Origin of the sequence: Prosthecobacter sp., assembly GCF_044227185.1 — a bacterium.
In the GTDB taxonomy this organism is placed as follows: domain Bacteria; phylum Verrucomicrobiota; class Verrucomicrobiia; order Verrucomicrobiales; family Verrucomicrobiaceae; genus Prosthecobacter.
The window spans coordinates 210,352-234,649 of sequence record NZ_JBGAFO010000001.1; the positions used below are offsets into that span (position 1 = coordinate 210,352).

22 protein-coding genes are annotated in these 24,298 nt (G+C 62.3%); 9 read left to right on the top strand and 13 right to left on the bottom strand.

Annotation, left to right across the window (positions count from 1 at the left end; genetic code table 11):
* Positions 1 to 273: 273 nt before the first annotated feature.
* From ACILSQ_RS00730 to ACILSQ_RS00745, 4 genes are read right to left on the bottom strand one after another with little or no spacing between them, the layout of a single operon-like run.
* Positions 274 to 1,464, bottom strand: a complete 1,191-nt coding sequence (locus tag ACILSQ_RS00730; protein WP_395741649.1) for a sialidase family protein — start codon at positions 1,462 to 1,464, stop codon at positions 274 to 276.
* A 6-nt stretch (positions 1,465 to 1,470) separates the two neighbouring features.
* Positions 1,471 to 2,718 (bottom strand): MFS transporter, encoded by a 1,248-nt coding sequence (locus ACILSQ_RS00735; RefSeq protein ID WP_395741650.1) that lies wholly within the window; start codon positions 2,716 to 2,718, stop codon positions 1,471 to 1,473.
* Positions 2,719 to 2,722: 4 nt separating this feature from the next.
* Complete coding sequence (gene lepB / locus ACILSQ_RS00740; protein WP_395741651.1) at positions 2,723 to 3,319, bottom strand: signal peptidase I; 597 nt, start codon at positions 3,317 to 3,319, stop codon at positions 2,723 to 2,725.
* 2 nt (positions 3,320 to 3,321) lie between these two features.
* Entirely contained in the window at positions 3,322 to 4,080 is a 759-nt protein-coding gene (locus tag ACILSQ_RS00745; RefSeq protein ID WP_395741652.1) for a creatininase family protein, read from the bottom strand.
* Positions 4,081 to 4,152: 72 nt separating this feature from the next.
* Here ACILSQ_RS00745 and ACILSQ_RS00750 point away from each other — a divergent pair, with 72 nt between their 5' ends.
* Positions 4,153 to 5,712 carry a phosphatidylserine/phosphatidylglycerophosphate/cardiolipin synthase family protein gene (locus tag ACILSQ_RS00750; protein WP_395741653.1) on the top strand — a complete coding sequence of 520 codons (1,560 nt, stop codon included), beginning with the start codon at positions 4,153 to 4,155 and terminating at the stop codon, positions 5,710 to 5,712.
* A gap of 7 nt (positions 5,713 to 5,719) precedes the next feature.
* Here ACILSQ_RS00750 and ACILSQ_RS00755 read toward each other — a convergent pair whose 3' ends face one another.
* Together ACILSQ_RS00755 and ACILSQ_RS00760 are read right to left on the bottom strand one after the other, a co-directional pair.
* Positions 5,720 to 6,970: an SGNH/GDSL hydrolase family protein gene (locus ACILSQ_RS00755; RefSeq protein WP_395741654.1), complete on the bottom strand. Its 1,251-nt coding sequence runs from the start codon at positions 6,968 to 6,970 to the stop codon at positions 5,720 to 5,722.
* Positions 6,971 to 7,507: 537 nt separating this feature from the next.
* On the bottom strand, positions 7,508 to 9,454 hold the full coding sequence (locus ACILSQ_RS00760) for an ATP-dependent DNA helicase RecQ (RefSeq protein ID WP_395741655.1): 1,947 nt from the start codon (positions 9,452 to 9,454) through the stop codon (positions 7,508 to 7,510).
* Positions 9,455 to 9,522: 68 nt separating this feature from the next.
* Here ACILSQ_RS00760 and ACILSQ_RS00765 point away from each other — a divergent pair, with 68 nt between their 5' ends.
* The 3 genes from ACILSQ_RS00765 to ACILSQ_RS00775 all read left to right on the top strand — a co-directional run bounded on the left by ACILSQ_RS00765 (position 9,523) and on the right by ACILSQ_RS00775 (position 12,435).
* Positions 9,523 to 10,254, top strand: a complete 732-nt coding sequence (locus tag ACILSQ_RS00765) for a DUF1080 domain-containing protein (RefSeq protein WP_395741656.1) — start codon at positions 9,523 to 9,525, stop codon at positions 10,252 to 10,254.
* 104 nt (positions 10,255 to 10,358) lie between these two features.
* Positions 10,359 to 11,033: a hemerythrin domain-containing protein gene (locus tag ACILSQ_RS00770; RefSeq protein WP_395741657.1), complete on the top strand. Its 675-nt coding sequence runs from the start codon at positions 10,359 to 10,361 to the stop codon at positions 11,031 to 11,033.
* Positions 11,034 to 11,055: 22 nt separating this feature from the next.
* Positions 11,056 to 12,435 carry an IS4 family transposase gene (locus ACILSQ_RS00775; protein ID WP_395741658.1) on the top strand — a complete coding sequence of 460 codons (1,380 nt, stop codon included), beginning with the start codon at positions 11,056 to 11,058 and terminating at the stop codon, positions 12,433 to 12,435.
* Positions 12,436 to 12,622: 187 nt separating this feature from the next.
* Here the strand turns inward: ACILSQ_RS00775 and tig are convergent, their stop codons facing one another.
* A complete protein-coding gene (tig, locus tag ACILSQ_RS00780; protein WP_395741659.1) occupies positions 12,623 to 13,972 on the bottom strand; it encodes a trigger factor in 1,350 nt (449 codons plus the stop codon).
* Between the two features lie 138 nt (positions 13,973 to 14,110).
* Between tig and ACILSQ_RS00785 the strand changes: the two genes are divergently transcribed.
* From ACILSQ_RS00785 to ACILSQ_RS00795, 3 genes are read left to right on the top strand one after another with little or no spacing between them, the layout of a single operon-like run.
* A complete protein-coding gene (locus tag ACILSQ_RS00785; RefSeq protein WP_395741660.1) occupies positions 14,111 to 14,602 on the top strand; it encodes a hypothetical protein in 492 nt (163 codons plus the stop codon).
* A 57-nt stretch (positions 14,603 to 14,659) separates the two neighbouring features.
* Positions 14,660 to 14,947, top strand: a complete 288-nt coding sequence (locus ACILSQ_RS00790) for a type II toxin-antitoxin system RelE/ParE family toxin (protein ID WP_395741661.1) — start codon at positions 14,660 to 14,662, stop codon at positions 14,945 to 14,947.
* Positions 14,948 to 14,972: 25 nt separating this feature from the next.
* Positions 14,973 to 15,281, top strand: a complete 309-nt coding sequence (locus ACILSQ_RS00795) for a HigA family addiction module antitoxin (RefSeq protein WP_395741662.1) — start codon at positions 14,973 to 14,975, stop codon at positions 15,279 to 15,281.
* Positions 15,282 to 15,311: 30 nt separating this feature from the next.
* On the opposite strand, the gene ACILSQ_RS00800 is transcribed toward ACILSQ_RS00795, so the two are convergent.
* Complete coding sequence (locus ACILSQ_RS00800; RefSeq protein WP_395741663.1) at positions 15,312 to 15,608, bottom strand: Smr/MutS family protein; 297 nt, start codon at positions 15,606 to 15,608, stop codon at positions 15,312 to 15,314.
* 99 nt (positions 15,609 to 15,707) lie between these two features.
* Between ACILSQ_RS00800 and ACILSQ_RS00805 the strand changes: the two genes are divergently transcribed.
* Together ACILSQ_RS00805 and ACILSQ_RS00810 are read left to right on the top strand one after the other, a co-directional pair.
* A complete protein-coding gene (locus ACILSQ_RS00805) occupies positions 15,708 to 17,561 on the top strand; it encodes a SulP family inorganic anion transporter (RefSeq protein ID WP_395741664.1) in 1,854 nt (617 codons plus the stop codon).
* 14 nt (positions 17,562 to 17,575) lie between these two features.
* Positions 17,576 to 18,676, top strand: a complete 1,101-nt coding sequence (locus ACILSQ_RS00810) for a site-2 protease family protein (RefSeq protein WP_395741665.1) — start codon at positions 17,576 to 17,578, stop codon at positions 18,674 to 18,676.
* Between the two features lie 22 nt (positions 18,677 to 18,698).
* On the opposite strand, the gene ACILSQ_RS00815 is transcribed toward ACILSQ_RS00810, so the two are convergent.
* The 5 genes from ACILSQ_RS00815 to ACILSQ_RS00835 all read right to left on the bottom strand — a co-directional run bounded on the left by ACILSQ_RS00815 (position 18,699) and on the right by ACILSQ_RS00835 (position 24,222).
* A complete protein-coding gene (locus ACILSQ_RS00815; protein ID WP_395741666.1) occupies positions 18,699 to 19,769 on the bottom strand; it encodes an HD domain-containing protein in 1,071 nt (356 codons plus the stop codon).
* Positions 19,770 to 19,840: 71 nt separating this feature from the next.
* Positions 19,841 to 21,259 (bottom strand): TonB-dependent receptor, encoded by a 1,419-nt coding sequence (locus ACILSQ_RS00820; protein WP_395741667.1) that lies wholly within the window; start codon positions 21,257 to 21,259, stop codon positions 19,841 to 19,843.
* Positions 21,260 to 21,270: 11 nt separating this feature from the next.
* Positions 21,271 to 22,197, bottom strand: coding sequence for an SAM-dependent methyltransferase (locus ACILSQ_RS00825; protein WP_395741668.1), 927 nt, complete (start codon positions 22,195 to 22,197; stop codon positions 21,271 to 21,273).
* 340 nt (positions 22,198 to 22,537) lie between these two features.
* Positions 22,538 to 23,788: a valine--pyruvate transaminase gene (locus tag ACILSQ_RS00830; protein ID WP_395741669.1), complete on the bottom strand. Its 1,251-nt coding sequence runs from the start codon at positions 23,786 to 23,788 to the stop codon at positions 22,538 to 22,540.
* Positions 23,788 to 24,222, bottom strand: coding sequence for a DUF2452 domain-containing protein (locus ACILSQ_RS00835; protein ID WP_395741670.1), 435 nt, complete (start codon positions 24,220 to 24,222; stop codon positions 23,788 to 23,790). Before ACILSQ_RS00835 ends, ACILSQ_RS00830 begins: the two co-directional genes overlap by 1 nt.
* Between the last annotated feature and the right edge of the window lie 76 nt (positions 24,223 to 24,298).

Consider the following 24,298-nt stretch of genomic DNA (forward strand, 5'->3'; position numbering starts at 1 on the left):
CCCATGGCATACCTTGGGCGTTGCCCTGTCATCGATGGGGAGAGGGGATTCGCTTTGGGTTTGCGGGGTGTTATGACGATTCGCAAAACGCGTTTCGGCAAGTCGAGGCTGGGGACATTCGGTTTGCCGCAGAGGGGCAAAGAGGCAGAGGTGGCAGAGATTGATTTTTTTTATTTCTGCTCTCTGCTCCTTTGCGGCTGAGTCGAAGGTTCCTGCCACTTTCAAATGCCATGGCGCAGGGTGTCTCACCGAGGCCGCAAAAATGAAGCTTCTTTATTCGCCGTTCTTCCAGAGGATGCGGGCGGCATAGACGCTGTTGTCGGCGCCGTAGGGGTTGTCGGGCTTGATGATGATGTCGGGGCCGTTCTTTTGCATCCATTCGGCGACGGTGACCCAGGTTTCGTTTTCGCTGACTTCGCAGACGCCGAAGTTGCCGAGGCGCGCGCCGCGCTGGGGGACGAGGATGCGTTCGGTGTCGCGCTTCACGGTGAGGGTGGCTTTGTCCACCTCGGCCATGAACAAGGGCGCGCGGTGGCGGAAGACGTGGTCGTTGCCGGCGCCTCTGCGAGTGTAAACGAGGTAGAGATCGTCTTTGTGCGCGACCCAGTGCTGCTGGGTGTTGTAGTTGCCGAGGTCGCTGCCGTCGGTCCAGTTCCAGCGCGTTGGTGCGCTGAAGTGGAGGCCGTCATCGCTGGAGCAGACGTAGCCAGCGGTGTCATTGCGCAGGGTCAGATAGAATTTCCCCGCGCAACGGATTAGGGAGGGCTCATAAACGCCACGGCCTGACTCCAGCGCGAGGTCATTGCCCTGCTCGACATAGCGCAGGGTGGTGCCGTCAAAGCTGCAGCGCAGGACGGTGACGCGGTAGTATTTGTCGCCTTTGCCTTTGAAGTAGATGGGCAGGAGGATGTCGCCGTTTTCCAGATCGACGCGCTGCACGCAGCCGGCGCCGGCGTTGTAGAACTTGGGGTCCGCGGGCATGGCCAGCGTGGTCCAGGGGGACCAAGTGGAGGTTTGCGGATCAAAGATGGAGAAGCAGGTTTCGCGAGGACGCTCGTGGATGACCTTGTTGTCGCTATAGCGCACGGTGTGGCCGATGCCGAGGAGCCTGCCGGATTTGGCGTGCCACTTGGGCGTGAAGTCGCAGGCGGCGACGATGACACCCTCAGGTTCTTCACGGCGTCCGAGGGTGGCGGTGTTTTCGACGGGCTGCGTCCAGGTCTTGCCGAGGTCGGAGGTGCTGAGGTGGTTCAGCGCGTAGAAGACATCGCTGCCGGTGAGCAGGAGCTTCTGCATGGTGAGGACGACCTGCGGCGGGCTGCCAGGAATGGCGCCTGCACGCGGATGCACCCAGCACATTTTGCCATCGTAGCCCTTGGTGATGGTCTCGAGCTTGAGCTCGTAGGGCTCGGCGGCGTGGAGAACCGAGGCAAGGAGAAGGAGGGGAGCGATGAGACGAAGCATGCGGACTCAACGCGCGGCGACGGTGGAGTCGTTCGGTTTTTGCGTGTCCCAGAGCAGCTTCATGGCGAGGACACCGAGCCATGGGGCGAAGCCGGTGAGAGCAAGGCCCCAGTCGTAGGTGTGGGTGGAGTCCGCGATGATGCCGAAAAGTGAATGCAGAGGCGAGGTGATGACCCAGACCCACATGCTGAAGAGGCCGGTGAGGCGGGAGACGTGCGAGGCGGAGAGCTCCTGCACGAAGCTGTAATAGCAGGGGAAGAGCGCCAGCGAGGAGGCGGCAACGACAAGCAGGACGGCCAGCAGCAGCCAGCCTTTGGCCAGCAGCGGGATGAGGACCATGCAGGACACGCCGCAGGTGGCGAAGGTGAAGATGCGGCGCTTGGCGTGATGCACATCCACCCGGCCACCTTTGACCATGCGCATGGAAAGAACGCCCGCAGCGAGGCAGCCGAGGTCTGTGGCGATGTAGTAAAACGAGATGAACTGCGCGGCCTGGGCCTGATCGTAACCGCGGGAGAGGAGGAAGAGCTTCAGCCACTGCAGGATCATGTGCCATGGGATCTGGATGCCGATGAGCAAAAGGGCGATGGCCCAGAAGCGGCGGCTTTGAAGCAGGGGCATGAGCGGGCTTTGCGGTCCTGACGATGATGACTCTGCGCCAGCCGGTGAGGAAGCCGGCTGACGATAGGAGAGCAGCCAGAGCGCGATCCACACGACGCCGGACCATGCGACGACCTGGAAGGCATAACGCCAGCCGTCGGGATGATGCTGGGACAAATACAGCACCACATGCGGCGTGATGATGGCGCCGATGGAGGCGCCGCTTTGCAGGACACTGTTTCCCATCATGCGCTCCTCGGGCTTCAGGAGATTGAAGGTGGTCTTCAGCGCGCAGGGCCAGTGACCGGCCTCAAAGAATCCGAGCATGATGCGCGCCGCCATGAATTCCTGATAGCTGGTGGCCCAGGAGGAGAACAACCCTGCCAAGGACCAGCCGCCGAGGACCAGAGGGTAGAGCCAGCGCAGGCTCCAGCGCTCGCACAGAAAGCCGAACAGCAAGGAGCCGGCGGCGAAGGCGAGACCGAAGGTGGTGCCGAGATGGCCGTAGCGCGCGTCGTTCATGCCAAACTCCGCCTTCACGGCATCCGCCGCATTGGCGAGGGTCTGCCGGTCCATGTAGTTGATGGTGGTGGCCAGCAGCAGGAGGCCGCAGAGGTACCATTTCCAGAGGGAGGGGCGGGGGGACGAGTTCATGCAATCATCTTTGAAGCCTTTTTTCTTCTCGAACAGGCGCGTGCTTGAAATGAAACCAGTATTTTTGGCGCAAGTTTTTTATGGGCAGCGGCCCCCAATGCCGTGAATCGTAACTGTTAGCGGAATTGTCTCCCAAGACCACCACATGGTCGGCAGGCACTACGTACGGTTTGGAGAGATCTATTCCTGACTTGGTCAGAGCGCCCGGGACGAGCACATACGGAATATGTGAAACATCGTAATAGTCACCTACCGGGCGATCGTTGATTTGCAGCATGCCGTTTACAAACTGGAGTTTGTCGCCCGGCAATCCCGCGACTCGCTTCATAAAAATCAGTGATTTTTGGTCGTATGGTTTCTCGATGCCAGGAATGCCTTTCGTCGTAAACGTCACCACATCGCCTCGCTGAGGCAGTTGATTGTGCAGTGTTAATGCCTGGGCAATGATGGTGTCATCCACCCTCAAAAAAGGCGCCATGGCATTTGTGGGAACGCGGAGCGCTTCGATTTGTCCTGTGGCGCGAAGCAAAACCAACAACCCAGACAGAAAAGCGACAAAGATGACAAGACTCCTGATCAGTGGCGAAGATATTTTCTGCATCATCACCCCTCCCAGCTCCTTCCATCCCAGACGATGACGCGTTCCAGCAGCTTCACGACGGATTCGGTGAAACACTGGAAGAGCACCTCGCCTTTTTCGGCGGTGGCGGAGCGGGGGTCGCCGACGTGGCCGGGTTCGCTGCGGTCGGGCATGATCCAGCCACGGGAGGCGGGCTCGAAGGCGTTGCCGAAGGGGACATCGTCAGTTTTGGAGAGTTCGCCGACGAGTTCGGGGCGGAGGCGGAGGACCATGCTGGTCTCCCATTCGCAGGCGTGGCCCATGACGCGCTGCTGGATGGAGGGATCGCGGGTCCAGGGCTCGGCGCCGAGATTCCAGTAGGTGGCGAAGAGGAGAAGGAGGTCCTTGCGGTCGCGGAATTTCTGCCGTGTCTCAAAGACGGCCTGCTTGCCGGGGACGTCATTGCCGCCGTGGCCGTTGAGGAAGACGAGGCGCCGGAAGCCATGGGCGATGAAGTTTTCCATGAGGCCATTGAGCAGGTCGAGGTAGAGGCGGGGCTCGGCGGAGAGGGTGCCGGGGAAATCCATGTGGTGGTGGGAGTTTCCCAGCCAGGTGAGGGGGGCGATGAGAACGCGGCCTCCCAGGGCGGCCTCGGTACGGCGGATGAGCTCGGTGGTGAGCATGCTGTCCGTGAAGACGGGCATGTGCCTGCCGTGCTGCTCCAGGGCGGCGACGGGGAAGATGACGGGGGTGTTTTTATCAAGGGCGGCCACGGCGGGCCAGGTGAGATCAGCCAGGAGCATCCGACTAGAACGCCGCAAGCGATTCATTTTTCGACGAACTTGCGTCTTTGTATGAGGCTGGGATCATATGACATGAAATCATGGCCGCGACTTGCTGCGTACGGGATCCTGAGCCTGCAACTGACCTCCTGCGGGAGCACGCGGCCGAACTCCAGCGCGCTGCCCACGGTGGGGTTTGTGAGCCAGGAGACGATCGCGCATGCGTGCCGGCAGCACACGGTGCGGCGCCAGGGGACGTCCGGATTTGAGATGCTGCCGGACGGGCGGGAGGCCTTTCTGGCGCGGCTGGCGATGGTGGAGGCGGCGCAGCGCACGCTGGACCTGCAGTACTACATCTGGAGTGACGACGTGGTGGGGACGACCTTTGCCGACCGGCTGCTGGCGGCGGCCGACCGGGGGGTGAAGGTGCGGCTGCTGCTGGACAACACGATGGACGCCCAGGTGGAGGTGAGCTCCGCCGCGCTGGCGGCGCACCCGAACATTGAGGTGGCCTTTTTCAATCCGATGACGGATCTGAAGGGCATCTTTGCGGGAAATCCCATCCCGGTGATCGGGGAGATCGACCGCATGCAAAGCCGCATGCACAACAAGATCATGATCGCCGACGGCACGCTCTTGATGGGGGGAGGACGCAATCTGGGGGACCCCTACTTCGGCATCCACCGCCACCACAACATGCGGGACCTGGATTTCATTGCGTCCGGACCGGTGGTGGAGGCGGCAGCGAAGTCCTTTGAGCTCTACTGGAGATCACCGCTGACGCGTCCGGGCAACAAGGAAAAGATCACCAACCGTGAGCGCAAGGGACTGCAGGACCTGCGCAAGCATGTGGCGCGGAAGAAGCGGGGCCTGGCTGTGAAAAACGGCAAACCATACCCGCTGACGCTGAGCCGGGCCGAGTCGCTGGACACCCTGCACCAGCTGGTGAGCCGCATGATCTGGGCGGAGTATGAATTTGTGGCGGACCCGCCGGAACGGATGATGCGGCTGTGGAATGTGGCGTCTCCGGTGTGGCACAACATCGAGGCCGCGGTGCGCAAATCCCGGCACGGGGTGCTGATGCATGCCGCGTATTTCATCCCGCAGAGCGACACGCTGAACCTGCTGCGCGCGGCCACTGCGCGAGGTGTCAAAGTGCAGGTGCTGACGAATTCACTGGCGTCCACGGACGGGGTGGCGGCGATGGCGGGGATAGCCAACCGGCGGGTGGCCGCACTGGACACGGGAGTGAGCTTTTATGAACTCAATGCGTATGCGGCGGACCGGAAGGAGTACATCCACGCGCGGAGACTGACGCCGCTGGGCATGCATACGAAGGGCTTCGTGATCGACAACGACGTGTCGTTCATCGGCTCTTACAACATGGATCCGCGCTCCAAGTACATCAACACGGAGACGGGCGTGATCATCCACAGCATGGCCTTTGCGGCGCGTCTGAAGTCGCATCTTATGAAGGGGCTGCAGCCGCAGAACAGCTGGCACGTCACACGTGCGCCGAACGGCTCGATCTTGTGGACAGGGCAGCTTCCGAACGGGCAGCCTGCGGTGAGGCGCCTCGAGCCGGGCGCATCGCTGATGCGCCGGCTGGAGTTCTGGTTTTACCGCTGCCTGCCGTGGGAGGACCTGCTGTGAGCAGGGCCTAGCGGACTTCCTGGACCGTGATGGTGTGGGTGACGGGCTTGACGGCCTTGCGGACGTTGGCGTCCATCTTGGCGTGCTCGTCGGCCAGTTTCTTTTTCAGCTTCACCAGGGCGGCGGCGACCTTGGGCTCCTCGGCGGCTTCAGCGGCGATGACGCGCATGTGGGTGACGAGGTTTTTGATCATCGTCGTTTCAAAGGCCTCCTTCACGGTGATGGCGGCGGTGAGGCCGGCGAAGTCGTTGTCGAAGGGGGTCTTGGTGAATTCGGCGGCCAGATTGACGCCTGCTTCGAGCTGCTCGCGGGTGAACTCCTTGCTCTGGCCGCCCCAGGTGACCTTGCCCTTGGCAGTGCCGAGGTTCAGCACTTTGAGGGTGAAGCGGTTGAGGTCTTCATTGAAGCTGGTGAAGGGAAGGATGCTGCGGTTGCTGCCGGCGGACTTCGGATCGGCATCGAAAACGAAGGGCCACTTGGTGCTCTCCAGCGTGACGCTGCCGAGCTTGAGGTCTTTGACCACGTGGCCGCTGCTGGCGGTGTTGGGGCCTTTCATGTCGATGGTGACGCGGCCGATGTCCCCGTCAAAGCCCAGCGCCTTCAGGAAGGCCTGCGCCATGAGAAGCTGGCCGGCGGGGGCGGGGTGGAAGCCGTCGCCACCGAAGGGACCGTATTCTTTGCCGAGCGCGGCCTTCGACTTGGTGAGGGCGGACATCATGGTGTCGTGCACGTTGGCAAAGGGCTGCTTGTTTTCTTCCGCGAGCTTTTTGGCGATGTCGCGCAGGTGGGCGAGGTTGTCATTGTAGTCCGCGCCGGTGACGTTTTTCTTGAAGAAGTCGGGATCGACGCCGCCGGGGGAGCCGATGGCCATGACCTTGACGCCGACTTTTTTCAGGCCCTCGATGACGAGGCGCATGTTTTTCTCATACTCGGCGCCGACTTCGGGGGCGTAGGGGCGGTAGCTGCCGTCATTCATGCCGTAGCAGGTGGTGGCGACATTGGGATTGAAGACGGCGAGGTCGTTTTCCAGACGTGCGGCGAAACCGCCGGCACGCTCGCCGCTCCAGCCGAACTGGAAGACGCGGATGTCACTGCGGCCGGTGCAGGCGAGCAGGTAGGTCTCGATGTATTTGGAATAGATTTTCTGCTCGGTGATGCTGTCGCCGATGACGGCGACACGGGCGTTTGGCGGCAGGAGGGACTCGGCACGCAGGCTGACGGCGGCGAGGAATACGGAAAGAAGCGGGAGAATGCGCATGGTGGTGGTTTGGGTGGAAAGGCACATACCGCCAAAGGAAGGGCGTTCTGGCAAGGAAATGTTTTTTGAAGCATCAACCAGGGTTTATCCAAGATTTTCAACCGCTAATGGGACGCTGATAAGACGCTAATAATGAATTTCCAGCATGCCTTTATCAGCGTCTCATTAGCGTCATGTCAGCGGTTTGAAAATTTACTGTTTGTTCTCTGCTGGCAAACAAACTGAGAATCCACATCCGCCGTCTCCAAGTCGAAGAAGAATTTCCCGAACTTTTTCGGGAGAAAAGTTTAGCTCTCGAGCCAGACTGCCAAATAAAAATCTAGTTCTCTGAAATTTTCGAACTTCAGCATTAATGTGAGTCTCCAGCAAGCTAGCAAGGCGATTATATTCTTCTGCGCGCTGAAGCAGTTTAAGGTTTTGCCCTTGGTACGGCGACCGTGGAACCATTATGGGGTATTCAAGCATGTCAAAAATTGCTATGCTATTTGGGCACGGCAACCCAACTGGGGGCAATAACTCAAAATACGTTTTAACGTATTATCCCAGCATGGTTTCCGTTTGAGCGAGGACATCGCCAAACGGGATGCGCTCGAGGAGGCCGAAGGAGGGGTGGCGGCTGAGGCGCTCGCGAGTGGAGGCGGGGCTGGTGAGGCCGCAGAGGAAGCGGGCGAGCTGGCGGGAGTTGCGCAGGGCGGCTTTGCGCTCGGCGATGACTTCGCGGATGGCGGCCACGTGCTGCACGGTGATCGGCGGCGGTGCGGACTGCGGAATGCTGCGTGGTGACTCGTCTGTGCTGCCTTTCTCGCGCTCTTTGCAACTGGTGCAGGTGCCGCAGTCGGCGGGCATGGACTCGCCGAAATAGTTCAGGAGCCAGCGGGTGAGGCAGCCGCGGTGTTCTGCAAAAGTGAGCACCTCGCGCAGGCGCTCGACGTCCCGGCGTTCGCGGTCGGCGAAAAGCTGCTGCATCTTTTTCGTGATCTCCTTGGGATCGCGACGATGCGCGTCTTCGGAGAGGCGATACTTTTGACGGCTGCCGCTGGGCTTGAGCTCGATGTCTCCGGATTCCTGGAGCCAGGTGAGGGCTTTGAGGATGCGCTCGCGGGGTTCATTGAGTTCGGCGGCGGCTTCGTCGGGATTGAGGGTGGTCCATTTGGTGCCACGTTTGCCGCACTGGAACAGGCTGCGGAGGAAGGCCTGGCGCTCGGGCTTGTGGCCGGAGAGAATGCGCTGCTCCGGCGAAATGAAGCGGAACTGATAGCTGGCGTAGAAGGAGCCAAGCGGACGCAGGATGCCATCGAGCTCCAGATGGGTGATGACGGTCTCGATGACCAGCGGGCGGATGTCCGTGGCGTGGGAGAGATCGTACATGGAGACGTCGAACTCGGTGCCCTGGAGGAGAAGATGATCGAGAAGCTGGCGAATGGCCTGCGGCGTGGGGGTGTCGCCAAAGGTGAAATTTTCCAGTACGATGCAGTCGTCCGCACAGGCGAGGAGTTCGCAGACGGAGGTCTTGCCATCGCGGCCGGCGCGGCCGGTTTCCTGCGAGTAATTTTCGAGGGTCTTGGGCAGGTTGTAGTGATAGACGGCGCGGATGTCCGCCTTGTCGATGCCCATGCCGAAGGCGATGGTGGCGACGATGACATCGGTCTGGCCGGTCATGAAGGCATCCTGCGCGGCGTGGCGGTGCTCATCCGGCAGACCGGCGTGGTAGGCGAGGGCATTGACGCCGCTCTTCTGCAAATGCGTGGCGACCTGCTCGGCGGTGTTTTGCAGGGTGACATAGACGATGGAGGGGACCTTGCGCTTGAGCAGCAGCTTGGTGAGCACGGGCAGGCGCTGCTGCGCGGTGCAGGGGGTGATGCGGAAGTGCAGGTTTGGCCGCAGGAAGGAGGTCTGCACGTGATCCTCCGGCTCAATGGCAAAGGCTTTGCGGATGTCTGCCGCGACGGAGGGCGTGGCGGTGGCGGTGAGGGCGAGCACGGGCCGGATGCCGAGCTCCTGCGCGACGAGGGCCAGGCGCAGGTACTCCGGGCGGAAGTTGTGGCCCCACTCGGAGATGCAGTGGGCTTCATCCACGGCCATCATGGCGATGCGCAGGCGCTTGAGACGCTCGACAAAGTTTTCATTCATGAGCCGCTCCGGGGCGATGTAGAGGAGCTTCAGGGTGCCGTTGCGCATGTCGTCGAAGACCTGCGCGGCTTCATCGGCGGAGAGCGAGGAGTCCAGGCGGGCGGCGGCGATGCCGCGTGCGCGCAGGGCCTGCACCTGGTCCTTCATCAACGCGATGAGCGGTGAGATGACGAGGGTGACGCCCTCCATGAGCAATGCGGGGAGCTGGTAGCAGAGCGATTTGCCGGCACTGGTGGGAAACAAGGCCAGCGCGCTCCTGCCAGCGAGCAGGGTCTCCATGACCTGCTGCTGCCCGGCACGAAAGGCCTTGTGGCCAAAGTGCTGCTTCAGGGAGGCATGGAGGTCTGGAGACATCCGCATTCATGCCACATTCAGGCTTCGGCGTGCAATGCAAACCTTGCCTGCGGCGTTTTCTTCCGACCATGAAGACGCTGCTCCGCCCGTTCCTCCTCCTTGCCCTGTCAGCCACTTCCTTCGCTGCGGAGGACGGTTTCACGCCGCTGTTCAACGGCAAGGATTTGACGAACTGGGTGGTGCCGGCGGGTGACAACGGCCACTGGAAGGTGCTGGACGGGGTGATCGACTACGATGCATGCAGCGAGGCGCCGAACAAAAGCAAGGATCTGTGGACGGCGAAGGAGTACGGTGACTTCACGCTGAAGATCGACTGGCGGCTCAAGCAGACCACCGGCCTCTATGACATGCCGGTGGTGCTGCCGGACGGCACCCACAAGCTGGATGAAAAGGGCAAGGAGATCAAAATCCCCACGCCGAACGCTGATTCGGGCATCTACCTGCGCGGCGCCGGCAAATCCCAGGTGAACATCTGGTGCTGGCCGGTGGGCTCCGGCGAAGTGTATGGCTACCGCATGGACAAAACGATGCCGCCCGAAGTGCGTGCGGGTGTGACCCCGAAGGTGAAGGCGGACAAGCCGGTGGGCGAATGGAACACCTTTGAAATCACGATGAAGGGGGACCGGCTGACCGTGGTGCTGAACGGCCAGACGGTGATCGAAAACGCGCAACTGCCCGGCGTACCCGCCAAAGGCAGGCTGGGGCTGCAGCATCATGGCGGCAAAAATCCGAAGACCGGCGAGCTTTCAGCGGCGTCCAGCCTGATTCAGTTCAGGAATGTTTCGATCAAGGAGCTGTGACAACGGAGAAGGCGGGGCCGCGGCATAGCTGCATGATCGTACGGCCGCCCGTGCCCCGTGAGTCGAAATAGGTTTACGGCAAAAGCCTTGCCGTACGACCCACCATGAAAACGAACGCACTGTCAGGCCGGAGGAGCTTCATCCGCTGCACAGGCGGGATCATCACCGCGGCATCGGCCGCGGGCATGCTCGGAGGCGCCTGGGCCAAAGAGAAGGAGAAGGAAGAAAAGGAGGAAGAGGATGTCTCGCCTGCCGAAGACCTGATGCGCGAGCATGGGCTGCTCAAGCGGGTGCTGCTCATTTATGGAGAGGGCATCCGGCGGATCGAAAAAGGCGAGGATCTGCCGCCTGCGGCGCTGGCGGACTCGGCCAGGATCATTCGCAACTTCATCGAGGATTACCACGAGAAGCTGGAGGAGGATTTTCTGTTCCCGCGCTTTGAAAAGGCGGGCAGGCTGGTGGAGCTGGTGTCAACTCTGCGAGCGCAGCACCAGGGCGGGCGGCGGCTCACGGAGATCACGCTGAAGCTGGCCACTGCGAAAGCGCTGAAGACCGCCGATGAACGGAATCAACTGACGGATTCCCTGCGGCAGTTCATCCGCATGTATGAACCGCATGAGGCGCGGGAGGACACGGTGCTGTTTCCGGCGTTTCGTCAGATCGTGAGCCAGCACGAGTATGACTCACTGGGGGAGGACTTTGAAAAGAAAGAGCACGAGCTCTTTGGGAAAGAGGGCTTTGAAGCAATGCCGTTAAGCTATAATTACTGTACTTTATAATTTCATGGTTAACTGACATGGGATGCACCCGCCATCCGATGCTGTTGTGGTCCAAGACTCGTCCGTTGATCTCGTCAGCCGCATTCTCAGGCTGTTGCAATGGAGCAGAGATGAACTTGAGACGGCTGACCAGAAGCGCCATCAGGGGCCTCGTCGCAAGATTTTCGACTGGCAGATCATCGTTGGCCTCATCGCCCACTCCCTGCCTTTTGCCGGTCGCTTCTCCCAATGCCTGCGCCATTTTTTCGGCATGACACTCAGTGACTCCGCCCTCAGCCAGCGCCGCCAGCAGCTTGGCGAGGACATCTTCCTGCTCATCATGCGTGAGACCTTGCGGCCGCTGGCCGATGTGAGCGTGCATGCAGCCTGCTTTTTCCAGGGGCTGCGCCTCATGGGCATCGACGGCACACGCTGGAGCGTGACCAACACTGCGCAGCATCTTGCGCGCATGACCAAGATGCAGACACGCAGCGGCAGCGCCGCCTTCGCCCACATCCGCATGGCGGCACTCGTGGAGCTGGGCACCCATGCGCCGCTGCACGCCACGCTGGGGCTTGACGGGGAAAGCGAGATGGCGCTGAGCCTGCCGCTGCTGGCGGCCCTGCCGCAGCACAGCCTGCTGATCCTTGACCGCCTCTATGGGTATGCATCCGTGCTCGACGTGCTGCAGCAGCAGTGCGACACAGCCAGATCGCAGCACTATCTGGTGCGAGTCAAAGACAAGCTCGCGGCCGGGGTGCGCGCGCCGCTGGGCGACGGCTCTGCCATGGTGGAGGTGCGCCTCTGTGACAAGGTCAAGTGGCGCAAGGTGCTCAAAACGATGGTGGTGCGCGAAGTGCGCGGACGCGTGTGGAGCCGCACGCAGGGCAAGTGGGTGGAGGTGCGGCTGTGGACCAGCCTGGGCGTGGAGCAGGCCGGGGCGCGGGAGGTTCTCGAACTTTATGCGAGGCGCTGGGAGCAGGAGGTGTTTTATCATGAGCTCAAGCTGCAGGTGGCGCGCAGCGGGCTGCTGCAAAGCCACACCCCTGAGACCGCGCAGCAGGAGATCGCGGCGCTGCTCATGGCGTGCGCGCTGGTGGCCGAGGAGCGCCTGGCGGTGGCCGCAGAGGCCGGGGGCGAGGTGCAGGCCGCCGGAGCGGTGCGCATCAGCCTGAGCATCTGTCTTGAGCACACCCAGGCGCTATGGCTGGTGCTCAGTTCGGCCCAGGGTCTGATGGATCAGGCCGCTCAAGCCGAGCTGACGCGGCGCGTGCGGGCTCAAATCGCCGCCTTTGCGCTGTCCCCAAGACGCCCCCGAAGTTGTCAGCGCAAGGTGCGTCAGACCGTGAAGGACTGGCCGCGCATGCTCTCGCCCACCTCCGTGTCCGCCGCCCCGCAATATGAAGTCATCAAGATTGCTTAACGGCATTGGGCTTTGAAGGGATGGTGGAGAAGGTCGCGGAGATCGAAAAGACGCTGGGGATTTACGACCTCTCCCTTTTCACTCCCAAGATTTAGCAAAGCCCGGCGCGCCGTGAAACGAACAAGGTCAAGAGGCCGGTGACGACCTGCTTGACCTTGCGTTGAAACCCTGACGGCTCCCTGTCAGATCACTTGCTGTGAACGTCGCAGTGTTCGGGCTCGGGGTCGGTCTCTTCGACGACGGCCTTGTCCTTGAGGAACTCCATGGCTTCCTGAAGGAGGAGGTCGCCGCGGATGTTGTCGATGAGGCCGTTCTTCTGGGCTTCGGCCATGAACTTCTTGGCGGGCATGTTCTGGCGCTCGGCAAGCTGGGCGAGGGCCATGGCGACCTTCTGGCCGGGGACTTCGAGAGCCTCCTTCTTGGCGATCTGCTCCAGGATGAAGCTGACCTTGACGTTCTGGCGGGCCTGATTGGTGGCGCTGTTGAGGATCTCGTCCTGCTGCTTGATGAGCTCTTCCTCGCCGATGCCCTGCTGGATGGCGCGCTGGGCGATCTCGTTGGTGCGGCGCTGGGCCTCGCGGTTCACGACTTCCTGGGGGAGTTCGAACTCCACCTTTTCGAAAAGGTGGGCGATGACCTGGTTGGACTTGGCGGCGTCGCGGGCTTTTTCGCGGCGGCGGCGGATGGCGTCGCGCACTTCATCGCGCAGGGTTTCGAGGGTCATTTCCTCACCGCCGACTTTTTTGATGAGCTCTTCGGTGAGCTCCGGCACGGCCTTGTTTTTCACGCCATGGCATTTCACGGCGAGGGCGATGGTCTTGCCGCGCAGGGCTTCGAAGCCGAAGTCGTCCGCGAGGGTGATGTTCAGGGTGCGCTCGTCGCCTTTGGCGATGCCGACGAGGCCGGCGTAGAAGCCGGGGAGGAAGTCGTCCTCTTCGCCGAGGAGGAACCAGTTTTCCTTCATCTCCTTGAGATGGGCGGGGGCGTCAGGCATGGCTTCTGTGAGCGGCTGGCCTTCGAGGCTGCCGGTGACGCTGAGAACGACGACATCGCCAATGACGGCGGTGCGTTCCACGTCTTCATAGGTGGCGTGGTGCTCGCGCAGGTGGAGGAGATCGTGGTCCACATCAGCGTCGGTGACCTCGATGCGCGGGAGCTTGACGGGGATGCCGGTGTACTCGGGCAGCTCAAACTTCGGGGCGAGGCTCATCTCGATGGTGAAGCTGAAGCTCTTGTCGGAGTCGTGATACATCTTGTCGTTCACGGCGAGGACGTTGAGAAGCTCAAGGCCGCCGCTTTTCACGGCCTGGCGCAGACCTTCGCTGATGAGCTTCTTTTCGAGTTCGTCCTTCACTTCGTTTTCGTAGCGCTTGGCGACGATGCTCTTCGGCGTCTTGCCGGGGCGGTAGCCGGGCAGGCGCACCATGCTGGCGAAGTAGGTGATGATCTCGTCACGCTCCTTGCCGACCTGGTCGGAAGGAACGCGGACGTGGGCGACGGCGCGGCAGTTGGGCTGATGTTCGACGTTGATGTTCATGAGAAAGGGGTTAGGGGGCGAAGTGTTTTCCACCGCAAAAACCGGGCGGTGGGAGCCGCGTCCGGGCCGGAGGGGCGGGCATGATAGACAGTTTGGCGGTTTTGACAAACAGAGAACGACATCCCCGACTTAAGCCCTATGCGCATTTTTCAGAGATTTGAGGTCTGGCTGCTGCTCCTCGTGGGGGGCATCGCCATCTGGTGGGCGTTTTCCACGGGGCCGAACCCGGGCGAAACCGGCCCGGAAACAAGGCCGGACTCGCCGCTGCAACTGCGCCGCTGCACGGTGGAGCGGGATTTTGGCAACGCCCGGCTGGACCTGGAGGTGCGCTACAAGAACACCAGCCCCCGGCCCCTCTCCATGCAGGCCCCCGATGTTCGCCTGATCAATGCCGCCGGCAAGGAGGTGCCCCCCTTCATCCTGCCCATCGAGCGCCCACCCACGGCCGAGGCGCAGACCACCGGGGACATCCGGCTGCGCTTCTGGCTGGAAAAGGCCGATCTGGCCGGCGCCCTAACGCTGGAAGTCCGGGGGGAGAAGCTGGAGGTCAAAGACAGCACGCCGCTGGACCTGGAGAAACTGGAGAATGCGAAGCCGAAGGTGTGGACGAGCGCGGCGTGGAAGCCGTAGGCACCAAAAACAGAACTAACACTGGCCTTGTGGATGGCGCGGAGGTAGAATCGCGCTGTGATCACCAGTTTTGCAGACAAGGAGACCGAGACTGTTTTTAAGGGCAGTTTTTCCAAAAAGCTGCCCCGGGACATACAGTCTGCTGCTTATACGAAGCTTTTGATGCTCGACTCCATCGAGAACATTAAGGCGCTTCAACTTCGCCCTGGACTGCATTGCAAGAAGCTGACAGGCAGTCTGAAAGACTTCTGGAGCATCCGGGTCAACAAGCAGTGGCGCATTCTTTTTGTCTGGTCCGAAGACACAGGCAGGGCCAGTTCCGTCCGAATTGCCGACTACCATTAAAGCAACCCTTCACCCCCTTTTAACCATGAAATCAAAAAACGACCGCATTCCGCCGGTTCATCCGGGCCAGATTCTTCTCGCTGAGTTTCTGGAGCCGGAGGGTATCAGCCAGTACAAGCTGGCCCAGGCCACCGGGCTCCCTGCCAGTCGCATCAGCGATCTGGTCAAAGCACGTCGTGGCATCACCCCAGACAGCGCCATCCGGCTGGGGAAGGCTTTTGGCACAGGCACCAATTTCTGGCTCAACCTACAGGCTCATTACGACATCAGAATCGCGGAGGAGGCCAATGAAGAGGAGTACGATGCCATTCCTCTCCTCAGTGTGGCGGCCTGAACGGCCTCCGGGCTGCATCTCTGGCACCTCTCACGCCCGCAAAATGACCCAGGTGGCGCCCCAGGAGCCGCTGGTTTCATCGGCGGGCCAGATGAACTGCCGGACTTCCGGGAGTGTGGCAAGGAGCTGATGCACGCCAGTTCGCAGGGTGCCGCTGCCTTTGCCGTGGATGATGCGGACGCGAAGGATGCCGCGGCGGCGACATTCGGCGAAGTATTCAGGAATGAGGCTGCTGATTTCGCCGGGACGGAAGGTGTGAAGATCGAGCTCGGGGCCGATGGGGTGCTCCACCACGTCGGGGATCAGTTCGTCATCAGGGGCAGGCATAGGTCATGGTGATTCGGCAAATCCTCGCGTCCAGCGGCAATCGATAAGCACTGTGCTTGTGATCTGTGCTGAGACGTCTAGCTTGGGCCAAGCGTTTCCATGCTTTCCAACCCACGAGACTGGCCCCAGCAGATGCGTGACTATGCGCACCGGGCCCGGGCATGGCTGCATACCATGACCGCGGCGAGCGAGCTGGACCCGTTTCCGCTGAAGCAAATCCTGAAAGGGTACCACAAGGAGTACCTGAAGGCGGACCTCAGAAGCGGAATGGACGGCGCGCTGCTGGCTATCCCGCAGGGGATGGCGTTTGCGGTGGTGGCGGGGCTGCCGCTGGCCTATGGCATCACGTGCTCGGCGGTGGCCTGCGTGGTGGGCGCGCTGCTGATGAGCTCGCGGCACTCGATCTACGGGCCGACGAATGCGACGGCGTTCATGGTGTCCTCCTACTTCGCCTCGTTTCCGAATCTGAACCAGTTGCAGGCAATGCCAATGCTGGTGTTTCTGGTGGGCGCGCTGCTGATCTTCGGCGCCTACTTCCGGGTGGCGGACATGGCGCGGTTCATCAGCCGCGCGGTGGTGGTGGCGTACCTCACGGGTGCGGCCCTGCAGATGTTTGCGCACCAGCTTCCGGTGGTGCTGGGGCAGCAGCTCCCCGCGCCGCCTGGCAAGGCGATGGGGCGCACGCTGGTGTCCGACCTGCATGATGTCCTGGGGAACCTGGGGACGATTCACTGGCCGAGCGTGCTGATCTGCGCGCTGGCGATCGGCAGCTATTATGGGCTGAAACGTTTCGGGAAGCGCTTTCCGGCGCTGACGCTGACGCTGGTGCTGATGTCTCTCGTGGCCGCGCTGATGAACAAGATCGGATGGCATGTGGCGACGTATTCGGACCTGTCCTTCACCTGGCGCACGCTGCTGCCGCCGTTTCCGGACTTCACCAGCGGGAACGCCTCGGCGCAGTTCAGCCAGCTCTTCGGGCTGGCGCTCTCCCTGGCGTTTGTCTCGATGATGGAAAACTCCGCGATGGCGCGCACGCTGGCGAGCCGCTCAGGACACAGCGTGGATGCGAACCAGGACATGCTAAGCCTGGGGGCGGCGAACCTGGCCTGCGCCTACCTGAGCGGCATGCCGGCCTCACATTCGCTGACGCGCTCCCTGGCGGCGTATGAGAGCGGGGCGGTGTCTCCGATCTCCGCGGTCTTCAGCGGCACGGTCTGCCTGGTGGCGGCGCTGACGATCGGCCCGCTGGTGGCGTATGTCCCGAAGGCGGCGCTGGGGGCGATGGTGATCTGCGTGGCGGTGGCGCTGATCAACAGGCGGCAGATTCGCATTTCGCTGCGTGCCACGGGATCGGACGCGGTGGTGTTTGTGACGACCTTTGCGGCCACGCTGCTGGTGCCGCTGCACGTGGCGATCTTCACGGGCGTGGGCATCTCGATCATCCTGTACCTGCACAAGGCCAGCCACCCCTCCCTGGTGGAGTATGAGTTCAACGCGGAGGGAAACCTGGCGGAGGCAAGCCAGGGAGCGCGGCAGCATCCGGCGATCTCGATTGTGCATGTGGAAGGCGATTTGTTTTTTGCCTCGGCGGACCTTTTCCGCACACAGATTCTGCGCTCCTGCACGGACCCAAATCTGAGGATTGTCATCCTGCGGCTGAAGAACGCGCGCCACCTGGACGCGACGTGCGCGATGGCGATCGAAGAACTGGTGCGCACGCTGCGCGCGGACGGACGGGACCTGATTGTGAGCGGGGTGCTGAAGGATCTGTACCGGGTGCTGAAGGACGCGGGCATGGTGGAGGTCATCGGCAAGGACAACCTCTTTCCCGCGAGCCCCTCCAACCCCAATCTTTCCACGCGCAATGCGCTGAGGCGCGCGCAGGACATTTTGGGCATCAAAGATGCGGATGTGCGCATCTACTACGATCCCTCCAAGTCCGCCAAAACCTAGAGTCCCCTTCCCTTATGAAATGGTCCTTTCGCCTCTTCACCCTCGCCGGCACGGAAGTCCGGGTGCATGCCACCTTTCTGCTGCTGCTGATGTTTGTGGCGAGCCAGAGCTATCTGAGCGGGCAGGGTGCCTCGGGGGCGGTGGGGTCCATGGTGTTCATCATCACGATGTTTGCCTGCGTGGTGCTGCATGAGTTTGGCCATGTGCTGGCGGCGCGGGGGTATGGCATCCGTACGCCGGACATCACGCTGCTGCCCATCGGCGGTGTGGCGCGGCTGGAGAGGATGCCGCGCAAGCCATCCGAGGAGTTCGTGGTGGCCATCAGCGGACCGCTGGTGAATGTGATCATCGCGAGCGTCATTTATCTGGGAGTGGGCATCAATGCGGTGTTTCACCCGGGATATAATTTTCTCGGGGCCGGCGGCTTCTTTGAAAAGCTGATGATGTGGAACATCTTGATGGTGGTCTTCAACCTGATCCCCGCCTTTCCCATGGATGGAGGCCGTGTGCTGCGGGCGATCTTTGCCAGCTTCATGGAGTACACGGTGGCAACGCGGCGGGCGGCGACGATCGGGCAGGGCATCGCGATGATGGTGACGCTCTACATGCTGCTGAACCACACGCTGCAGCCGATGATTCTGCTGATCTGCTTCTTCATCTTCATGGCCGCAGGCCAGGAGGCGGCGAGCGTGATGCAGCAGGAGGCCACCAGGAACCTGCGGGTGCGTGATGCGATGCTCACGGATTTCCGCAGCCTGCCGCCTGATGCCGCGCTGCGCGACGGGGTGGAACTGCTGCTGGCCGGAACGCAGCAGGACTTTCCGGTGCTGGACACCCACGGCGGCATGCAGGGAATGCTGACGCGGCATGATCTGATCTCCGCGCTGGCGGAAAAGGGGCCGGGACAGACGGTGGTGGAGGTGATGCGCCCCTGCCCTTCCTCCACCGAGCCCGCGAGCGAACTGACTCAGGCGCTGGAGGTGCTGAACGCGAGCAACTGCCCGGCGCTGCCGGTGCTGGACCCCGCCGACGGCAGGCTCATCGGCCTGCTGACGAACGAAAACATTGGCGAGGCGCTGATGGTGCGCGCGGCGCTGATGAAGCTGCGGGCGTAGGATTTTAAACTTTCAGAAGGGGTCAGGAGACCCCTTCTCCTTGAGGGGGAGGGACCGAGGGCAGCGGCGCGACGATGTTCACGGGCCAGGGAGGGAATTTTTCATAGATGCCGGGGCCCAGCTCCTTGCTGCTGGCGTAGCCGCGGCGGAACATTTCGAGCTTGGCGTCAATGTTATCGACGTGATGGAGGGCGATGGCTTCGGGTGTTTTCGGCAGCACGGGAGACCCGAACTCAAGGGAGCCATGATGAGCGGCGATGAGATGCAGCAAGTGCAGGCGCACGACTTCAGAAGCGGGCTCCAGCGCGGCCCACCCGGCGGCAGCGGGGTCCTCCATCATGTCCCGCCAGAGCTTGTTCACCAGCTCAAGACCGAGCGGGATGTGGCCCAGCATCTCGGCGGTGAGATTGTAGGGCATGGTGAAGCCGGACTCGGCATAGACGTTTTCCCAGAGCTTGCCGCAGTCGTGAAACAGCACGCCGGCAATCATAAGGTCGCGGTTTAACTGCGGATAGACGGCGGCGACCGCCGAGGCGCAGCGCATCATCTGCGCCACGTGCTCCACCAGGCCGCCGCGGCGGGCGTGGTGATTTTTACGCGCGGCGCCGGTGCGGCGGAAGCGCTCGCCATGGCGCTCGAGAAACAGCAGGCAGAGCTTCAGCAGACGCGGATCGCGCAGGGATTCGATGAAGGCGAGGATGTCCGCATAGTCGGCCTGCTGGCGGGAGGCGAGGTCCGGGTCCCCGAGCAGGAGGGTGCTGGTCTCGTCTTCGGTGAGGAGGCGCATCTGCACCTGACGGGGCTCGATGCCGTATTTGCCGTCCACCCACTGGCCTGCGAGCTGGATGAAGGCATTGCGGGCCAGCTTGGCGGCGTCTGCAAACAGTGGGTTGTTGTCGAAGATGCGCCAGACGAGGGAGTCCGCGGCATCGACGAGCTTCACCTCAAAGAAGGGGCTGCCGGCGCTGGTGGTCTTCTCAAGGCGTGACTCGACCTGGAGGTGCAGGCGGTAGGGCTGCGGCGACTGATTGGCGACCTGCCGCAACTGGGTGAGGGAGATGAGGTCGAGGTCTTCAGCCGTGGCGTCTTGCATGGAGGCAGAGTGGCCGCGGACGGCATGGGGCGTCAAGGGGCTTTGAACCAGTTGCGGCGCAACTGGACTACTTACATGGCCAGCTTGCCGATCTCGCGCCACGGGCCCTGCTTGAGCACGATGTCAGGCACGAGCGACTGCCAGTTCATGTCGCGGGCGTTGATCATGTTGCGCACTTCGGCGCTGGTGTGGAAGAGGTAGTCGAGATTGGGCTCCTCCAGGGCGCGGACGCTCTGGGTTTCGATGAGGTAGCGGAGCAGGTGCTTCTGCTCGGGCGTCACCTGGGCGTCGTTGACGCTGAGGATCTGGCCGTTCATCGGGTTGCCCATGGGATAGACATAGACGCGCACCTGGTTTTTGAAGAGGCGGCCGAAGGCCTCCAGCAGGCCGCCTTCGAGATCAAGGCACCAGCGTTCATTGAAAAGCTCCTGGAAGAGCGGCAGGCCGAGAACGATGCCGATGGGGCACTGGGTGTGGCGGGCGAGGTAGCTGCTGACGCGATGGAACTCGGGATACTTGGAGATGAGCACGTTTTTGCCGAGGGCCTGGAGGACATCCGCACGGGCGAGAAATTCGCTGTCCGGCACCTCGGCGCCGCTGGCGAGGAGATTGTGCATGGTGATCTCCAGGATCTCCACGTTGTTGCGCGCGGCCTCGCCGAAGTCGGCCTGGAAGGCGGCCTGGCCGCGCTCGATCATGTCGAGATTGAGCCGGGTGATGGGATCAAAGCTGCCGCGCTTGAGGAAGACGGGCTTTTTGTAGAGCACGTCGGAGGCCTGCCAGATCTCGCCGTCGGCGCCGAAGAGAGCGGCGTCTGCGAGTCCGAGGCGGACTAGCTTCAGCGCCACGAGGCGGTCCTGGAATTCTGACGCGGCGAAGGCGGGCCCGGTGAAGTCGATCATGTCGATCTCGACGCGCTTGCGGGTGAGATCATCGAGCAGGCTCTGAAGAAAGAAGGAGAGGTCCGCGCGCAGATGAAAGGCGGCGTAGATGAGGTTCACGCCGAGCTTTCCAGCGGCATCTGACTGGCGCGCGTTGGAGTCGTCCAGCAGGCGCACATGCATCTGGATCTCGCTGCTGGGGCCGCCGGGCTCAGTCTGGAAGCGCAGGCCGATCCAGCCATGGCATTCCTCCTTGGTGTCGCGGTAGGAGCGGGCGCGGATGGTGTCTGCCAGGGTGAAGAAGGTGGTGGTGGCGCCGCGCTTTGCATTCAGGCGCTGGACGAGCATGGGGTACTCGTGCTCAAGCATGGCGCACATGCGCTGGCGCGAGACGTAGCGGGAGCACTTGCCGTAAATCTCGTCGCTGATGGTCATGTCATAGGCGGACATGGTTTTCGCCACGGTGCCGGAGGCGCCGCCGGCGCGGAAGAACCAGTTGGCGACCTCCTGCCCCGCACCGATCTCAGCAAAGGTGCCGTAGATGGTATGAGCGAGATTGATCTTGAGCGCTTTCTCAAGCGTGCCGGGGCGTTCGTTGACGGAATTCATGGAGGAGGGTTTTATGATGCGCATGCCTGAGGGCGATGCACGAAGCATTTGAAAGCAGTTCCGGCTCCATCCGGATCCGTGAGCCAGGCTGGCGCGGAATGCGCCGATAGGAATTCTGCCAATGTCTGATGCGAGGCCGCGGTGAGGCCAAGCTCGTGCAGCCAGGCGCAGTAGTCGGTGAAATTGATGTCGGCGGTGATGTCCTGACGGCCGGGGTTGGCATAGATGTCTGCTCCGGTGAGCCTTTGATGCAGGAGATAAGCACGCAGCGTGCCGTGTGGCCGGCGATGGTAGAGGCGGGGAAAGTCGCCGCCGTAATCAATGGTGAGCATGGCGCCGCTTTTCCACCGCGGCGTCCATTCACGGAGCCAGTCACGAATGCTGGGGTGGAGCTCGCAGCGCTGGCGGTCTGCGAAGGTGGTGTGGCGCAGTGCGCTGTAATGCGATGGATCGAGCGTGTGGGGATGAAGCGATTCAGGCACATGCACTTCGAGCCAGCGCTGCCCGGCGGCGCTCCACTGCACCAGCGTGGCGGGAAAGGCGTCGAGCAGTTCGTTGTGGCAGATGAAGGCGTGGCCCTGGGCGGCGGCGAGCGCGGACGGGAGATCCGCATGCCACGTCACTTTACCGCCGAGTTTCTTTTGCTGCTCCTGGCGCAGCACCGGGGAGGTTTCGACGATGTGGAAGGCGAAGCGGCGGCGTGCCCACCAGCCGAGAGATTTGCGCACGGTGTGCATGAGCGAGCCATCTCCGGCGCCGACTTCGATGACGTGGCGGACGTGCGGCTGGAGACGCGACTCTGTTTTGAGCCAGGCGGCGATGGCGTGGCCGAGGGAGGATGAGAGAGTGGCGGAGGTGCTGAAGTCGCCCCGTGCGCCGACGGTTTTGATGTGCCGGGTGTAGTAGCCGCGTTCGGGGTCAAACAGGGCGCGGGCCATGAAGGCGGAGAAGGGCTCGGCTTTGGGGGATGCTGCGCCAGGCGAGTCTGCGGAGTGCTGCGGACTCGGAGGTCCGCGCTCCGAGGCGGAGAAGGGCTCGGCTTTGGGGGATGCTGAGCCAGGCGAATCTGCGGAGTGCTGCGGACTCGGAGGTCCGCGCTCCGAGGCGGAGAAGGGCTCGGCTTTGGGGGATGCTGAGCCAGGCGAGTCTGCGGGGTGCTGCGGACTCGGAGGTCCGCGCTCCGAGGCGGAGAAGGGCTCGGCTTTGGGGGATGCTGAGCCAGGCGAATCTGCGGAGTGCTGTGGACTCGGAGGTCCGCGCTCCGAGGCGGAGAAGGGCTCAGAAACTGCGGATGATTTCATCGGCAATGATCTGAAGACCCTCCTCCACGATGCTCCGAGGCTGCGAGTAGGTGAGGCGCAGGCATTCGTGGGGATGACGCCAGTCTTTGTTCAAGCCGAAGGCGAAGTAGTGGCCGGGAATGACGAGGACTTTGCGTTCTTTGAGACGGCGGTACAGCTCCGCGGCGGTGATGGGGAGACCGTTGATCCAGAGCCAGAGGAAGAAGGCGCCCTCCTGCGCATGCAGGGCCCAGGGCACGCGGTCGCCGAGGGCGGAAGCGAGCACGGATTTGGCGAAGTCTGAGCGCTCGCGGTAGAAAGGCCGGATGACGGAGGGGCCGAGCCTGACGAGGGTGTCGTCTTTGAGCAGCGGCATGAGGAGCGCCTGACCGAGATTGCCATTCGCGAGCGAGACGATGGCGTTCATGTTTGAAAGCGCCTTCACGATGTGGGGATCGGCCACGATCATGGCCGTGCGCACGCCGGGCAGGCCGACCTTGCTCATGCTGATGCTGAAGATCATGCCGGGCCGCCACTTGGGCTGGAAGCCATTGTGAATGACGCCGGGGAACGGGTGGCCGTAGGCGTTGTCGATGATGAGCGGAATGCCGTGCGAGTCTGCCAGGGCGTGGAGGCTGTCGAACTCGTTTTGCGTGAGGACGTTGCCCGTGGGATTGGTGGGGCAGGAGACGCACATCGCAGCGACATCCGGCGTGATGCGGAGCTGGTCGAAATCGACGTGGTATTTGATCTCGTGCGGGGCGGTTTCGACGATGCGCGGCAGGCAGGCGGTGAACTGACCCTCAGCGAGCGCCTGATTGGCGTAGCCAATGTACTCCGGAAGCAGCGGGAAAAGGATGCGGCGTTTTCCAGCACCAGTCTGCCCGGCGAGAAGATTGAAGAGCAGAAAGAACGCCGACTGGGAGCTGGGCATGACCGCGACGTTTTCATGCGTCACGTCCCAGCCGCACTCGCGCTTGAGGAAGGCCGCGAAGCTTTCGCGGAAAAGCGGATTGCCGCCGGGGGGATCGTAGTTGAGCAGGGTGCGGTCCATGCTGCCGTCTCCCAGCATGGCCTGCATGCGTTCACGCCAGAGCTGCTGCACGGCGGGGATGGCGGCGGGCTGGCCGCCGCCGAGCATGCGCATGTCAGGATGCGTGGTGAGCGCGGCGCCGCAGTCATCCATGAGTTCCTGGATGCCGCTGGGGCCGGCGAGGCGCTGGCCGATGTCTGAGAAGGTTGGTTGCATCACGGGACGGCGGAGGTTTGCACCCAGTCGCGGATGTTGAAATCTGGCGCAGCTTTTTCAATCTGCCAGCGGCCATCCGCATTAAGCCTGACACTGCCGAGCCAGCGCTGGCGCCACTCCGCGGGTGCGATCATGCTGAGCTGGCGCCTGCCCTCGACTTCGTAGAGGTGATAGACTTCACCGCAGACGGGCTCGAAGCCGAAGTGGCTCTCGTAAATAAGCTTGTTCCAGTTGAAGGCGTCGATGACTTCCATGTAGCGCTCCTGGATTTCGACCATTTCCTGCTGCAGCACGCGCTCGACGCGGGAGACGCCGCGGGATTTGAAGCTGGTCAGGTCCTGCGGGACGATTTTGGCGGCAAGACGCGAAACGGGGTACGGCAGGTAGCTGCCGCGGGGTTCAGGAGCTTGCAGGGCGGCGTCGAGGGGGTCCAAAACAGGGGGCTTTCCGGGTAAAATGAGCGCCCGGGAGCAGGATGCAACCGGTGCTTTGATTTGAACACGGCAGTTC